Annotated in this window: 15 protein-coding genes; 9 read left to right on the top strand and 6 right to left on the bottom strand. The window is 72.8% G+C overall.

Annotated features, from left to right (window positions below; genetic code table 11):
* Positions 1–2 precede the first annotated feature (2 nt).
* Positions 3–2,483, top strand: coding sequence for a DEAD/DEAH box helicase (locus ACTHLI_RS01740; RefSeq protein ID WP_440181092.1), 2,481 nt, complete (start codon positions 3–5; stop codon positions 2,481–2,483).
* Complete coding sequence (gene lnt / locus ACTHLI_RS01745; protein ID WP_440181094.1) at positions 2,480–4,081, top strand: apolipoprotein N-acyltransferase; 1,602 nt, start codon at positions 2,480–2,482, stop codon at positions 4,079–4,081. The genes ACTHLI_RS01740 and lnt overlap by 4 nt, the downstream gene beginning before the upstream one ends.
* A 67-nt stretch (positions 4,082–4,148) precedes the next feature.
* Here the strand turns inward: lnt and ACTHLI_RS01750 are convergent, their stop codons facing one another.
* From ACTHLI_RS01750 to ACTHLI_RS01765, 4 genes are all read right to left on the bottom strand, one after another.
* The gene (locus ACTHLI_RS01750) at positions 4,149–4,520 is read right to left on the bottom strand and encodes an RNA polymerase-binding protein RbpA (RefSeq protein ID WP_440181096.1); all 372 of its coding nucleotides are present in this window, start codon (positions 4,518–4,520) and stop codon (positions 4,149–4,151) included.
* 108 nt (positions 4,521–4,628) lie between these two features.
* Positions 4,629–5,354: a glycerophosphodiester phosphodiesterase family protein gene (locus ACTHLI_RS01755; RefSeq protein ID WP_440181098.1), complete on the bottom strand. Its 726-nt coding sequence runs from the start codon at positions 5,352–5,354 to the stop codon at positions 4,629–4,631.
* Positions 5,351–6,388, bottom strand: a complete 1,038-nt coding sequence (locus ACTHLI_RS01760; RefSeq protein WP_440181100.1) for an SPFH domain-containing protein — start codon at positions 6,386–6,388, stop codon at positions 5,351–5,353. The genes ACTHLI_RS01755 and ACTHLI_RS01760 overlap by 4 nt, the downstream gene beginning before the upstream one ends.
* Positions 6,385–6,882: an NfeD family protein gene (locus ACTHLI_RS01765; protein WP_440181102.1), complete on the bottom strand. Its 498-nt coding sequence runs from the start codon at positions 6,880–6,882 to the stop codon at positions 6,385–6,387. The genes ACTHLI_RS01760 and ACTHLI_RS01765 overlap by 4 nt, the downstream gene beginning before the upstream one ends.
* A gap of 73 nt (positions 6,883–6,955) precedes the next feature.
* On the opposite strand from ACTHLI_RS01765, the gene ACTHLI_RS01770 reads away from it, so the two are divergent.
* From ACTHLI_RS01770 to ACTHLI_RS01800, 7 genes are all read left to right on the top strand, one after another.
* Positions 6,956–7,741, top strand: coding sequence for an SDR family oxidoreductase (locus tag ACTHLI_RS01770; RefSeq protein WP_440181104.1), 786 nt, complete (start codon positions 6,956–6,958; stop codon positions 7,739–7,741).
* On the top strand, positions 7,738–8,184 hold the full coding sequence (locus ACTHLI_RS01775) for an NUDIX hydrolase (RefSeq protein ID WP_440181106.1): 447 nt from the start codon (positions 7,738–7,740) through the stop codon (positions 8,182–8,184). Before ACTHLI_RS01770 ends, ACTHLI_RS01775 begins: the two co-directional genes overlap by 4 nt.
* 19 nt (positions 8,185–8,203) lie before the next feature.
* Positions 8,204–8,974, top strand: coding sequence for an EI24 domain-containing protein (locus ACTHLI_RS01780; protein WP_440181107.1), 771 nt, complete (start codon positions 8,204–8,206; stop codon positions 8,972–8,974).
* Between the two features lie 108 nt (positions 8,975–9,082).
* On the top strand, positions 9,083–9,418 hold the full coding sequence (locus tag ACTHLI_RS01785) for a hypothetical protein (RefSeq protein ID WP_440181108.1): 336 nt from the start codon (positions 9,083–9,085) through the stop codon (positions 9,416–9,418).
* A gap of 130 nt (positions 9,419–9,548) precedes the next feature.
* Positions 9,549–11,024, top strand: a complete 1,476-nt coding sequence (locus tag ACTHLI_RS01790; RefSeq protein ID WP_440181109.1) for a DUF222 domain-containing protein — start codon at positions 9,549–9,551, stop codon at positions 11,022–11,024.
* Positions 11,025–11,028: 4 nt separating this feature from the next.
* Positions 11,029–11,799, top strand: coding sequence for an SDR family oxidoreductase (locus ACTHLI_RS01795; protein ID WP_440181110.1), 771 nt, complete (start codon positions 11,029–11,031; stop codon positions 11,797–11,799).
* A 136-nt stretch (positions 11,800–11,935) separates the two neighbouring features.
* Complete coding sequence (locus tag ACTHLI_RS01800; protein ID WP_440181111.1) at positions 11,936–12,445, top strand: pyridoxamine 5'-phosphate oxidase family protein; 510 nt, start codon at positions 11,936–11,938, stop codon at positions 12,443–12,445.
* Positions 12,446–12,459: 14 nt separating this feature from the next.
* Here the strand turns inward: ACTHLI_RS01800 and ACTHLI_RS01805 are convergent, their stop codons facing one another.
* Together ACTHLI_RS01805 and ACTHLI_RS01810 are read right to left on the bottom strand one after the other, a co-directional pair.
* Complete coding sequence (locus tag ACTHLI_RS01805; protein ID WP_440181112.1) at positions 12,460–13,194, bottom strand: maleylpyruvate isomerase family mycothiol-dependent enzyme; 735 nt, start codon at positions 13,192–13,194, stop codon at positions 12,460–12,462.
* Positions 13,191–14,420: a kynureninase gene (locus tag ACTHLI_RS01810; protein WP_440181113.1), complete on the bottom strand. Its 1,230-nt coding sequence runs from the start codon at positions 14,418–14,420 to the stop codon at positions 13,191–13,193. The genes ACTHLI_RS01805 and ACTHLI_RS01810 overlap by 4 nt, the downstream gene beginning before the upstream one ends.
* Positions 14,421–14,640 lie beyond the last annotated feature (220 nt).

Raw genomic sequence — 14,640 nt, forward strand, 5'->3', positions numbered from 1 at the left:
CCGTGGCCCGGCACCCGGTGGACTCGTCCGCCGGCGCGGCGGTCCTGTCGCCGGCCGAGCGGTACGCCGCCTCCCGGGTCCGCCAGGACCACCCGGCCGTCGAGGCCTTCCGCGCCGGTCTGTCGTTCGACCTCGACCCGTTCCAGGTCGCGAGCTGCGTCGCCCTCGAGGACGGCGACGGGGTGCTCGTCGCCGCGCCGACGGGCGCGGGCAAGACGATCGTGGCGGAGTTCGCGGTCTACCTCGCGATGTCCTCCGTGCGGGACAAGGTCTTCTACACGGCGCCGATGAAGGCGCTGTCGAACCAGAAGTACAACGAGCTGGTCGAGCTGTACGGGCCGGACGACGTCGGGCTGCTCACCGGCGACACGGCGGTGAACCCGCGCGCCCGGGTGGTGGTGATGACCACCGAGGTGCTCCGCAACATGCTCTACGCGGAGAGCGATCTGCTCCGCGACCTGACCTTCGTCGTGATGGACGAGGTGCACTACCTCGCGGACCGGTTCCGCGGCGCCGTGTGGGAGGAGGTGATCATCCACCTCCCGCAGTCGGTGCGGCTCGTGTCGCTGTCGGCGACGGTCTCGAACGCGGAGGAGTTCGGCGACTGGCTGCAGGCCGTCCGCGGGAGCACCCGGGTGATCGTCTCCGAGGAGCGACCCGTGCCGCTCGAGCAGCACGTGCTGATGCGCTCGAAGCTCGTCGACCTGTTCGACGCGACGCAGACCGCCTCCGGGGGCACTCCGCGCGTCAACCCGGAGCTCACCCAGATGGCCCGCTACGGCGGCCGCACGATGTCGTCGCGGCAGCTGCAGGACGTGGGGCGCCGGCACTCGAGGGGCGGCACGCCGCGCGGCTTCTCGATGCCGCGCAGCGAGCTCGTGCACCTGCTCGGTGAGCAGCACCTGCTGCCGGCCATCTTCTTCGTGTTCAGCCGTGCCGGCTGCGACGCGGCCGTCCGGCAGGCGATGCGCGACGGCGTCCGGCTGACCGAGGGCTGGGAGCGACGTGAGATCCGCGAGATCGTCGAGGAGCGCTGCCGCACCCTGCTCGACGAGGACCTCGCGGTGCTCGGCTACTGGGAGTGGCTCGAGGGTCTCGAGCGGGGCGTCGCCGCCCATCACGCCGGCCTCCTGCCCGCGTTCAAGGAGGTCGTCGAGGAGCTCTTCCAGCGCAAGCTGCTGAAGGTCGTCTTCGCGACGGAGACGCTCGCGCTCGGCATCAACATGCCCGCCCGCACGGTCGTGCTCGAGAAGCTCGAGAAGTTCAACGGGGAGGCGCGGGTCCCGATCACGCCGGGGGAGTACACGCAGCTGACCGGTCGGGCGGGGCGGCGCGGCATCGACGTCGAGGGGCACAGCGTCATCTGCTGGCAGGAGGGCCTCGATCCGCAGGCCGTCGCGTCGCTCGCCTCGCGCAGGTCCTACCCGCTCAACTCCTCGTTCAAGCCGACGTACAACATGGCGATCAACCTCATCGACCGGTTCGGGCGGGAGCGCACCCGGTCGATCCTCGAGTCCTCCTTCGCGCAGTACCAGGCCGACCGCGCGGTCGTCGACCTGGCACGGAAGGTGCGGCAGCAGGAGGAGTCGCTCGCCGGCTACGAGAAGGCCATGCACGACGACAGCGGCGCCTCCGGGGACGTCGTCGAGTACGCGTCGATCCGGCGGCAGATCAGCGACCTCGAGAAGGCGGGCTCGCGACCGGGCGACCAGTCCGCCAAGCAGCGCGAGCGCCGGCAGCGCGAGATCGTCGACCTCCGGAGACGGCTGAAGGCGCATCCGGCGCACACGTCGCCCCGCAGGGAGGAGCTGTCGCGCTGGGCCGAGCGCTGGTGGCGGCTCAAGCGGCAGACGGATCAGCTGCAGGGGCAGATCGCGTCCCGCACCGGCGCCGTCGCCCGCGTCTTCGACCGGGTGACCGAGGTGCTGCTCGCCGAGGGCTACCTCGAGGCGGCCGAGGACGGCGAGGTGCGGCCGAGCGTCCACGGCCGGGTGCTCGCCCGCATCTACGGGGAACGCGACCTGCTGCTCGCGGAGAGCCTGCGCAGGCAGATCTGGAACGGGCTCGACGCGCCGGCCTTCGCCGCCCTCGCGACGGTCTTCGTGTTCGAGGCCAGGCGGGAGGAGGGCGTCGCCACCGACCGCTGGCTGCCCAACGGCCCGTTCCGGGACGCGTGGAACCGCCTCGAGGGGCTCTGGGAACGGCTCGACGACCTCGAGCGGTCGCACCGGCTGCCCGGCTCCTCCCTCCCGTCCGTGGGCCTCTGCATCGCGATGCACCGCTGGGCGCGCGGTGGCGCCCTCGACGCGGTGCTGCGGGAGGCGGACCTGCAGGCCGGCGACTTCGTGCGCTGGACCAAGCAGACCATCGACCTGCTCGACCAGATCACGCAGGTGGGGCAGGGGAAGACGGCCCGCACGGCGCAGCAGGCCATCGAGGCGATCCGGCGGGGCGTGGTCGCGTACAGCAGCGTCGGCGCATGACCGCGGTGCTCGCGAGGCCCACGCCCGTGCGCAGGCGCGCGCGTCCGGTGCGCCTCCCCGGAGGCGGGGAGCTGCCCCTGCTGCCCGCGCTCGTGCTGTCCGCCGCGAGCGGCCTCGTGCTCTCCTTCGCGTTCCCCGGCGCGAGCATCTGGGTGCTCGCGTTCCCAGCGGTCGCCGGGGCGCTGCTCGCGCTGCGGGGGAGGGGGTTCTGGTCCGGCGCCCTGACCGGGTTCGTCTTCGGGGTCGTGTTCTGGTTCTCGCTCGTCGACTGGGTGACCCTGTTCCTCGGGCCGCTGCCGCTGCTCGCGCTCGGGACCCTCGAGGCGCTGCTCGTGGGCGCAGGCGGCGGCCTGCTGGCCGTCGTGCACCGATCGACCCGCCGCCTCTGGCCCACGGCCGCCGGGCGGCTGGTGCTCGAACCGCTGCTGCTCGCCGCCACGTGGACGATGCGGGAGGTGGTCGCGGGCACGTGGCCGTACGGCGGTTTCGACTGGGGCGCGGTGTCGCTGAGCCAGTCCATGTCCCCGTTCGCGCCGCTCAGCGCCTGGCTCGGCACCACCGGGCTGAGCTTCGTGGTCGTCTGGCTCGCCGCGCTCGGGCTCGCGCTCGCAACCGAGTCCCGCGGCCTCGGGGTGCAGCGCCTCCAGTCGGTGCTGGCACGGGTGCTCGCCGCGGCCGTGGTGACCGGCGCGATCCTCGCGATCCCCTCCTTCCCGCTCACCGTGACCGGCTCGATGCGGATCGCCGCAGTCCAGCCGGACTCGCACGCCGGGTACTTCGACCCGAAGTACGACCCGACCGCCAACCTCCGGGCGACCGTGACGGCCACGACGCCCGCGCTCGGGAGGAACGTCGACCTCGTGGTGTGGCCGGAGGGCGCGGCGATGTTCGACCCGCTCCACGACGCCGGCGTCCGCGCGCAGCTGCAGGTCGTCACGGAGGCCGTCGGCGCGCCGCTGCTGACCGGCGCGATCACGCAGCGCGGCGCGAACACCTACAACTCGTCGCTGCTGTGGACGGGCTCGGGGAGCATCGCCGCGATCTACGACAAGGTGCGGCCCGTCCCGTTCGGCGAGTACGTGCCGGACCGGGCGTTCTGGACGCCGTTCGCGCCGGACCTCCTGAAGCTGATCGGGCGCGACTACACGCCCGGCACCCGCCCGTCCGTGATGGACGTCGGCCACGCGAGAATCGGCGTCAACATCTGCTTCGACATCGTCGACGACGGCCTCATCCTCGGCTCGGTCGCCGACGGCGCGCAGCTGCTCGTGGCGCAGACCAACAACGCGGACTTCGGCGACACGGACGAGAACGAGCAGCAGCTCGCGATCGCCCGGCTCCGCGCCATCGAGACGGGGCGCGCGCTGATGAGCGACTCGACCGTCGCGTCGACGACCGCGATCGGCCCCGACGGCCGCACCCTCGCCGCGGCCAAGCCGTTCACGCGGCAGACCCTCGTGGTCGACCTCCCGCTCGCGACCGGCATCACGCCCGCGGTGGCGTTCGGCGTCCCGCTCGGCGCGACGATCGCGATCCTCGGGGGCGTCCTCCCGCTCCTCCTCGCCGCGCTCGCCCGCCGCCCCCGCCCCCGCCGCTGACGCCGCACACGGCGAAGGGCGCCGCTTCCGTCGGGAGGCGGCGCCCTTCGATTCGGCGACGAACGCGCTAGGACGCCTTCTTGCCGCCGGTCTTGCCTCGACGCGCGCGCAGGTACTGCAGGCGCTCCTCGAGGAGCTCCTCGAGCTCGGCGCGGGTGCGCCGCTCGAGCAGCATGTCCCAGTGGGTGCGCGGCGGCTTCTCCACCTTCGCGGTGTGGGCCGCGAGCGTGCCGTCCTCCTCGAGCAGCTGGCCCTCCTGCCCGGTCTTCGGGCTCGTCCAGCGCTCCGGGATCTCCGCTTCGGCGGCGAACGTCACCGCGAACGTGCTCCCGTCGGCGGCGCGGTACTCCCGCACCTGCCGCTCCGAGAAGACGACACCCTCCTCGCTCTGCAGGCTCTGCCCGCCGAGTCGCATACCGCGCAGACTGCGATCAGCCATCGATGTACCCCTCTCCCCGCATCCCGGTATAACGGGCGTTCGGGGCCGGGGATTCCACGGAGGGGATTTCTCAGAACCTTCCCAGAGCCCGGAGCGGGTCTCGCAGGGTCAGCGCAGGGCGTCCCTGGCGAGGTCCGCGCGGTCCGTCACGATGCCGTCGGCACCCCGCGCGACGAGCTCGCGCATGCGGGTCGGGTCGTTCACGACCCAGAAGTGGACCTCGACCCCGGCGGCGTGCATCTCGGCGATGCTCCACGGGGCGGCGAGGTCGGTGCGGAGCGCCCGCTCGGGGATCTGCACCGCCTGGACGCGCCGGAGCGCGAGCCGGGTGATCGCAGGGGTCCGGAGGCGCAGCCCGAGCACCACCCCGGCGATGCCGCCGGACGACGCCGAGGTCGCCGCGGTCGGCGTCAGCCGCAGCACGCCGCGGCGGCGCCGCCCGGAGAAGGAGGTGAGCAGCACCCGCTGCGCCGCGCCGGCCGCAGCGACCGCCCGCGCGGTCGGGATCACGGCGGCGCCGTGCTTCACATCGATGTTGAACCGCGCGTCCGGGAGCGCCGCGAGCGCCTCGTCGAGTGTCGCGACCTGCGGCAGCGCGTCCCGGACCTCGGCGAGTCGGACCGCGCCGACCTCGCGCCCGTCCGGCAGCTGCGGGTCGTGCACGAGCACCGCGACGCCGTCGGCGGTGGCGCGCACGTCCGTCTCGAGATGCGTGGCACCCGCCGCGAGCGCCGCCTGGAAGGCGGCCACCGAGTTCTCCGGCGCCTCGAGCGCGAGCCCGCGGTGGGCGAGGATCCGGGGGAGCAGCTCGTCGAACCAGCCCGTCCGGATCACTGCGGATCGGCGGGCGGCGCGGGCTCGACCGGAGGCGCGGGCTGCGCGGGCGCGGGCTCCGGCGGCCGCACGGACGACGGGGCGTCCGGCGCAGGCGAGCCGGTCGGTGTCCCCGCGGCCGCGGGGCGCCCCTCAGCGGGAACCGGCCGGCCGAACGCGGCGCCGATGCCCTTCAGCGCCTCCGTGAGCTCGGAGGGAACGATCCAGAGCTTGTTCGACTGGCCCTCCGCGAGCTTCGGCAGCGTCTGCAGGTACTGGTAGGCGAGCAGGGGGCTGTCCGGGTTGCCGGCGTGGATCGCGTCGAAGACGGTCTGGATCGCCTTCGCCTCGCCCTCGGCCCGGAGGACGCGGGCCTTCGCCTCACCCTCGGCCTGCAGGATCGCGGACTGCCGCTCGCCCTCCGCCTGGAGGATCGCGGACTGCTTGGTGCCCTCGGCGGTGAGGATCTGCGCGCGCCGGTTCCGCTCGGCACGCATCTGCTGCTCCATGGAGTCCTGGATCGACACGGGCGGCTCGATCGACTTCAGCTCGACCCGGTTGACCCGGATGCCCCACTTCCCGGTCGCCTCGTCGAGCACGACGCGCAGCTGCCCGTTGATGTTGTCGCGGCTGGTGAGCGCCTCCTCGAGGTTCAGGCCGCCGACGACGTTGCGCAGCGTCGTGGTCGTCAGCTGCTCGACCGCGACGAGGTAGTTGGCGATCTCGTACGTCGCGGCGCGCGCGTCGGTCACCTGGAAGTACACGACGGTGTCGATCGAGACCACGAGGTTGTCCTCGGTGATCACCGGCTGCGGCGGGAACGAGACGACCTGCTCACGGAGGTCGAGCAGCGGGCGCAGCTTGTCGATGAAGGGGACCAGCAGGTTCAGGCCGGGGGTGAGCGTCTTGTGGTACCGGCCGAGTCGTTCGACGACGCCGGCCCGCGCCTGCGGGATGACGCGGATCGCCCGCGAGAGCACGACGATCACGAAGATGACGACGACGATCGCGAGTGCGATCAGGAAGATCTGGCCGAGGAAGGCGCTCGCGGTCATGGGGTCGCTCCGGTTCCGGGTGGGTCGGGCGGTGCCGCGGGGGCGACGACGGCGGTCGCGCCGTCGATGCCGACCACGGTCAGGCGGGCCCCGATGCCCACCTCCGCGTCTTCGTGGGTCTCGTCGAGCCGTGCGGTCCAGGTCTCGCCGTTCGCGAGCCGCGCGTAGCCCGTGCCTCCGACGAACGAGGCCGTCGCCCTGGCGCTCATGCCCGCCAGCGCGTCGACGTTGGTGAGCTGCCGCGGTCTGCCGTGCACGAGCAGGCGGTACAGCAGGGGACGGATGAGGAACACCAGCAGCGCGGACAGCACCGCGGCCGCGACCACCTGGAGCGCCACCGGCCAGCCGAGCAGCCAGGTGCCGAGGCCGCCGACCAGCGAGCCGACCGCGATCATGGCGAACACGAGGCTCAGGGTGAGCAGCTCGAGCACCACGGCGACGACCGCGATCACCAACCAGAGCACCCAGGTGTAGGCGAACAGGTCGGGGAACATCGGCTCACTCCAGAGGGTGGGACTCGAACCGTAGCATCGAGGCCGCCGAACGGGACCGATATCGTCGGGTTCCGTGAGCGATGCAGCCGACGAATCCGCCCCCATCCGCAACCGTGCCCTGATCACGGGTTCCTCCCGCGGCATCGGTGCGGACACGGCGGTGCTGCTCGCCGGCCGCGGATTCGACGTGGTGATCAACTACCGGGACGAGCGAAAGGTCCGTCGCGCCGAGCAGGTCGTCGAGAAGGTGCGCGCCGCGGGCGGCGAGTCGTTCGCCGTCCGTGCCGACCTCACCGACGGCGAGTCGGTCGAGGAGCTGTTCCGCACGATCGTGCGCGAATGGGGTGGCCTCGACCTGCTCGTGCTGAACGCCTCAGGAGGCATGGAGGCGGGCGCCGCGGAGGACTACGCGCTGCAGCTGAACCGGGACGCCCAGGTGCGGGTGCTCGAGGCCGCCGTGCCGCTGATGGATCCCGGATCGCGCGTCGTGTTCGTCACCAGCCATCAGGCGCACTTCATCCGCACCACGCCGACCATGCCGGAGTACGAGGCGGTCGCCAGGAGCAAGCGTGCGGGCGAGGACGCCCTGCGTGCGCTCATCCCCGGCCTGACGGAGCACGAGATCGGCTTCGTGGTGGTGTCCGGCGACATGATCGAGGGCACCGTGACCGCGCAGCTGCTGAACCGTGCGAACCCGGAAGCGCTCAGCTCGCGGCGGGAGGCGGCGGGGCGCCTCTACAACGTGCAGGAGTTCGCGCAGGAGATCGCCGCGGCGGCGGTCGAACCGATCCCGGAGAACCACACGCGGTTCGTCGGCGACCTGTCGAGCTTCGCGCCCATCCCGGGCGAGCGGCCGTGAAGGAGCGGTCCACCGCACGGCTCGTCGTCGCCGACCCGGAGGACCGGGTGCTGCTGTTCCTCACGTACGGGAAGGACCACGCGGTCCCGCCGCGCTGGATCACTCCCGGCGGCGGGGTCGACCCGGGCGAGGACTTCCAGGCAGCCGGCGTCCGGGAGCTGCGGGAGGAGACGGGACTCGTCGTCGAGACGGTCGGCGAGCCGTTCCACGTCGTCGACTTCGACGTGAACACCGTCTGGCACCCGTACGAGGTCGGCCACTGGGCCTGGTTCTCGATCCGCACCGCGAGGTTCGAGCCGAGCGACGACGGCTGGATGCCGGACGAGCACGAGGACATCGTGGCGTCCCGGTGGTGGACCGCCGACGAGCTGGAGGCCTCGGGGGAGTCCTTCGAGCCGGACGACCTGCCCGAGCTGATCCGGAGGGGGATCGCCCGGCTCTGACGACGAGGAGGATCGGGCGATGCGAGCGCTCCTCCGCGGAGCCGGGGACCTCGGCCGCGGATTCCGGATGTGGGCGAGCAGCCCGCGCCTGATGCTCATCGGCGCGATCCCGGCCCTCGTGGTCGGCGCGCTCTGGATCGCCCTGCTCGTCGCGCTGCTCACCTCGCTCGACGCGATCACGGCGTGGTCGACGGGGTTCGCGGGCGGGTGGCCGGTCCCGCTCCGCACCGCGCTCGAGGTCGCCGTCGGCCTCGGGCTCCAGGTGCTCGTGGGCGTCGTCGGCGCGCTGACCTGCACCGCTGTCGTGCTCACCGTCGGCGACCCGTTCTACGAGCGGATCAGCCGGGACGTCGAGGAGCGGCTCGGTGACGCGCCCCCGGATCGGAAGGAGCCGCTGATCCGCGGCGTGCTCCGCGCGGCGCGCGACGGCGCGCTGCTGCTGCTCGCCTCGCTCGTCGTGGGCGTCGTCGCCTTCCTGCTCGGACTCGTCCCGGTCGCGGGGCCGGTGCTCGGCGGCGTCTTCGGTGCGCTCGCCGGCGGGTGGCTCCTCGCCCTCGAGCTGACGGGCACGCCGTTCGATGCCCGCGGATACCGGCTGGGGGAGCGCCGCCGCGCGCTCGGCGGGGTCCGTCCCCGCGCGCTCGGCTTCGGGATCGCGACGTGGGTGCTGTTCCTGATCCCGTTCGGCGCCGTGATCGTCATGCCCGCGGCGGTCGCCGGCGCGACCGTCCTGACGAGAGCCGCACTCGCCACCGGCGCAGCGGACGTCGCCAGGACCCCGAGGCGTTGACGGGTGGACTCCCGGGCCGAACTCGCGGAGGTGGGGGAAGGGTCGGGTCCACTCGGGCCCTGTGGACAACCCGCTCACCGCCGCGCCGTCGCCGCTACCGTCCGTGCGATGAACGAGACGAAGCACGCCGATCTCGGCGTCGACGCGAACGGCTGCCCCACCGAACGGATCACGGTCGGGGAGCAGACGATCGTGGTGCACTACGACGACATCCCCGATTCGGACATCACGACCGTCCGCGGCCTGCGCTGCACCACGCCGGTCCGCACCGTCATCGACATCGCGGCGGAGCTCGAGCCCGACGAGCTCGAGACCGTGATGCGCGACTGCCTCGACCGCGGGCTGTTCACCCTGGAGGAGATGCGGTCGCGACTCTCCAAGCCGGACATGGCTGGGCGCCCCGGCGCCGACCGCGTCCGGGCGTTCATCGCCGAGCACCGCTGACCGCGGGTGTGCGCAACGCCGTGGCGATCGCTTCCTTCGGCGCGCTCGCCGGTACTGCTGGAGGTGGATCCCCAGGTCAAACGCTGATTCGCACTTGTGTTCGGGTGATTTGACCATTACAATCGCACACATGTTCTCCCGCGGATCCGATGCGGCGCTCTCGCCGATCGAAGCCGCTGCGCGTTCGATCGAGTGGGGGAGAGCCCCTGCCCCGATCGGTGCGGTCGACCTCGCCTCCACCGCGATCGGGGTCGAGGTCCCGCCCTGGGGCCTTCGCGTCCCGAGCACGAAGGACGAGTGGGAGGCGTTCGCCGAGCTCCAGCAGGACCTGCTCGAGGAGCTGGATCGCGACCTGCGCCGGGCCGACGCGAACCGCACCGTCGCACTGCTCGACGCCTTCGAGGCGTCGATGCGCGACCTCGCCGGGCGCTTCGGCGAGCAGTACGGTCGCCGGGACTCGCTGGGGGCGCAGACGTTCCTCCAGTCGACCGGACTCCGCCTGGGCATGTCGCCGCTCCGGGTGGCGCACCTGCTCGACACGGCACTGACGCTCCGGGACCATCTGCCGCAGACCTGGAACACGTATCTCGACGGCGCGGCCACCTGGCGCGCGGTCGACCTCGCGGTGAGCGAGTCGGACGGGCTCGACCCCGAGCACCTCGCCGCCTTCGACGCGAAGGCCGCCGACGCCGTCGTCACCGCGCCCGCCTCGCGGGTGAAGGCGAAGCTGCATGCGATCCGCGAGCGGCTGCAGGACGGCACCGCGGGGGAGCGGGCGAAGCGGACAGCGGCGATGCGGAGCGTCACCGTCGACCACGGGCGCGACAGCGGCGCCTCGATCACGGCGACCGGGCCGGCGATCCCGATCGTCGGATTCGATCAGGCGCTCACCAAGGCCGCGATCGCCGCGAAGCTGCACGAGGGCGAGACCAGGACGGTCGGCCAGCTGCGCTTCGACATCATGATGGATCTGCTGGTCGAGGGCATCAAGGTGGCCGCCGACCCCTCGTGGCGAGACCTGAAGGTCCCCGCACGGAAAGGGGTCGTTCCGGCCCCGATCCTGACCATCCCGGCGCTCGCCGCACTGGGACGCACCACGGAGCAGGCGAAGCTGCACGGGTACGGGCCCGTCGCCGTCGAGGTGGCCAAGGAGCTCGCCGGGTCGGCCACGTCGTTCGTCCGCGTGCTGACCGACCCGTTCACGGGCGTCCGGCTCGCGATGGACGCGACGACGAGGACCCCGCCGGCCGACATGCGCCGCTGGGTGGTCACGCGCGACGAGCTCTGCCGGTTCCCCGGGTGCAACCGCCCGGCACAGCTGTGCGATCTGGATCACGTCCAGGAGTGGCAGGACGCGGGCGTCACCGCGGTGCACAACCTCGTGAGCCCGAGCCGCCCGCACCATCTCGCGAAGTCGGCGGGGCTCTGGCAGGAGGAGCTCCAGCGGAACGGGTCGATCGACTGTGAGGACCCGTGGGGCGGCCGGTTCACCGATCCGGCTCCGGAGCCCGCCGATCCCGCTCCTCCGGAGCTCGTCGAACCGGACGATCCGCCTCTCGGCGATCCACCGGATGTCTGCCCCTTCTGGTCCGATCCAGCACGATGAGCACATGACGAACACGCGCACCGTGATCCTCACCGGAGTCGGCCGACGCCGGGGGATCGCCGCCTCGATCGCCCTCGGCTTGGCCGACGACGGCTGGAACCTCGTCCTCCCGGTCCTGCCGGCCTACGACGCCCAGTTGGGCATCGGCGGCGGCGCCGACGAGATCGAGGCGATCGCCGCCGCGGCGACGAGTAGGGGAGCGGCGGTCCGGGCGATCGAGGCCGACCTCGCCGACCCCGCAGCCGTGGTGGCGATCCTCGAGGCCGCCGACGCGCTGGGGGAGCCCGCCGCGCTCGTCCTCTCGCACAGCATCGACATCGAGAGCTCGATCCTGACCACGACCGTCGAGAACTGGGATCGGCACTTCGCGGTGAACGCGCGCGCGGCCTGGCTGCTCGTCAAGGGCATCGCGGAGCGGCTGCCGGAGACGCCGACGACGCAGGTCCGAGCCCGGGTCATCGCGTTGACGAGCGACCACGCGGCGCACAACCTCCCGTACGGCGCGAGCAAGGGCGCGCTCGACAGGACGGTGCTGGCCGCGGCGGTGGAACTCGGTGGCCGCGGGCTCCGGGCCAATGTGGTCAATCCCGGGCCGATCGACACGGGCTGGATGGACGACGAGGTCCGTGCCGAGCTGACCGCGCGAACGCCGACCGGCCGGCTCGGGACCCCGCAGGACACGACCGACCTCGTCCGGTTCCTGCTGTCCGATGCGGGCGGCTGGATCACCGGCCAGCGGCTCTACTCGAGCGGCGGATTCCACACGTCCGAGTGAGCGCAGCCGCTTCGGCCTGACATAAGAGACAATATGAGCGTGCCCGTCGGGCCCAGTTCCGGTGCGCCGATAATGCACATTATGTCAGTTCGAATGGGTTGACGACGTGTCGGACACCGGTCGTATCGTCGCGGCCATGCACGCACCGACGCGTCGCGAGCGCCCCGACCTGCCGCCCGGATACGGGCTGCCCGATACCGACGAAGGACTGCTCGAGTGGGCTGCGGTCGAAGACCGACTCGTCGCCGCCCGTCACTACTGGATGGCGACGGTCCGGCCGGACGGGCGGCCGCACCTGATCCCGCGCTGGGGCGTCTGGCTGGAGGGTCGGTTCTACTACGACGGCTCCCCCGCGACCCGGCACGCCCGGAACCTCGCCGCGAACCCCGCGTGCAGCCTGGCGCTCGAGGACGGCGCGCACGCGGTGATCGTGGAAGGGCGCAGCGACCCGGCCCGAGCGGAGGCGAAGGGCTTGGGGCGGCGCCTCGCCGACGCGTTCGGCAAGTACCACGCGCACGGGTACGCGCCGACGGCGGACGCCTGGGAAGGATCGGACGGCGGAGGCCTTCGGGTGCTGCGGCCTCGGATCGTGCTCGCGTGGTTCGACTACCCCCGCGACGCGACCCGGTTCGTGTTCGCCGACTGATCCCGGCGGCGTCCTCACACGTGGATCGGGGCGTCCCGGAGCGCCGCGACGGCCGCCGGGTCGCCCTCGACGACGAACCGACCGACGTCGGTCAGCGGGTCCGCACGATCCCAGAGGAACAGCGCCAGGTCGCCGGCTCGCGCCCGCACCTGCGCCGCGCCCGCGCCGGCCCCGTCCTCGATCCCCCAGTCGTGCCGCACGAGCCAGGCGCGGTCGGTATCGGTCGCCTCGAGTCGCACCGATCCGGGCAGCGGCGCGAGCGTCGGGCGGGAACGCCGCAGGAACACCGCGAACAGCTCGTCGACGCCGTCGGCGGCGTCCTCCCGCGCGAGCTCCGCCGGTGCGCGCATCGGCCGACCGCCCGCGGCACGCAGGTCGATCAGGTGCTTCGCGGTCTCGAACACCATCCGGCGGCGCCAGAACCCCGCGGTGCGGTCGTCGCCGGCGAGCACCCAGCACGGCTCGTCGACCGGCGTGACACGGAGCGCGTCGAGGAGCAGGTCGGCTCCCTCCTGGAACCAGCTGCGCATGGGGTCGGGCGCGGGTCCATCCGGCGGCTGCGGGGCCCGCTCCCCCGTCCGCACCAGGTGGGTGGCCCACCGGTGGACGGCGCCGAGGTGGCCGGCGAGCCTGCGCACGTCGGGCCACGTCTCCCAGCCGACGGTGTCGTCGGGGCCATGTCGGTCCAGTTCCAGGGCGAACGCGTCGACCAGTCCGCCGAGGACCGCGAGATGCCGCTCGTCGGTCATCGGACGGCGGCCGCGAGCCCGTCGCGGACGGCGTCGAGGCCGAGCTCCAGCTCGGTGAACGACGTGCTGAGGGGTGAGAGCCCGATGCGCAGGCCGTCCGGGCGCCGGAAGTCGGGGATGACGCCCTGGCGCTGCAGCACGGGGACGAGGTCGGCAGCGGCAGGGTGGTCGATCGTGACGTGACTCCCCCGCAGCGCGGCGTCGCGCGGACTCGCGAGCCGTGCCCCGAGGGGTGCGAGCTCGGCGTCGAACCGCTCGATCGCGTACGCCGTCAGCAGCTCCGACTTCGCCCGCACGGCGTCCAGCCCGGCTTCGTCCAGGAGCGTGAGCATGTCGGCGATCGGCTGCATCGCCAGGATGGGCGGGGTGCCGGAGAGGAACCGCCGGATCCCCGGATCGGGCGCGTACGTCTCCCCCATGGCGAACGGCTCCGCCGCTCCCATCCACCCCTGGATGGGCTGCCGGAGCCGCTCGTGCAGCTCGCGCCTCGCGTAGAGGAACGCCGGCGCCCCGGGGCCACCGTTCAGGTACTTGTAGCTGCACCCCACCGCGAGGTCCGCTCCCCACGCGTCGAGCCGAAGCGGCATCGCGCCGACGGAGTGGCTCAGATCCCACACCGTCATCGCGCCGCCGGCATGCGCTGCAGCCGTGGCCTCGAGGAGGTCGGTGATATGCGCCGAGCGGTATGCGACGTGGCTCAGCACGACGGCCGCGGTCCGCGGGCCGACCGCGTCCGCCACCTGCTCGGCGGTGACACCCCCGTCGTGCGGCGACGCGATCGGCACGAGGGTGAGGCCCAGCTCCGCCGCGATGCCCTGCAGCAGGAACCGATCGGTCGGGAAGTCCCCCGCGGCGTACAGGATCTCGGTGCGGGATCCGGATGCGGCGACTGCGGCGCGGATCGCTTTGTACAGGAGCACGCTCGTGGAGTCGCCGATGACCACCTGACCCCGCTCCGCGCCCAGCGCGATCCGGCCGAGCTCGTCGCCGAGGCGCTCGGGCGCCTCCATCCAGCCCTCGTCCCAGCCGAGGATCAGCCTCCCGCCCCATCCATCGCGGGTGAAGGCGGCCAGGCGCTCGGCCGTGACGGCGAGCGGCCGACCGAGCGAGTTCCCGTCGAGGTAGGCGACGACCCCGGGCGAGGCGAGGAAGCGGTCCCGGAGGTGCGCGAGCGGGTCGGTCGCGTCGAGCCGCGCCGCGCGCTCCCCCGCTGTCAGCGCTGTCACCCCTCCACCCTCGCAGGCCGCGCCGCGTGGCACCAGTGCGCGCCTCCAGCGCCGATCATCCGCCTTCGCTGGGAGCCGCCCGGAAGACCGCTGTGGCGATTGGCGCTGCATGCGCCCGCCCGCGCACGATGAACCGGAACGGATTGGAGTCCGAGATGCGAGGAAAGCTGCTGTTCGCCGCCGGCCTGGCCGCGGGGTACGTCGTCGGAGCGCGGGCCGG

It is taken from the genome of Amnibacterium sp., assembly GCF_051956055.1.
Classification (GTDB): domain Bacteria; phylum Actinomycetota; class Actinomycetes; order Actinomycetales; family Microbacteriaceae; genus Amnibacterium.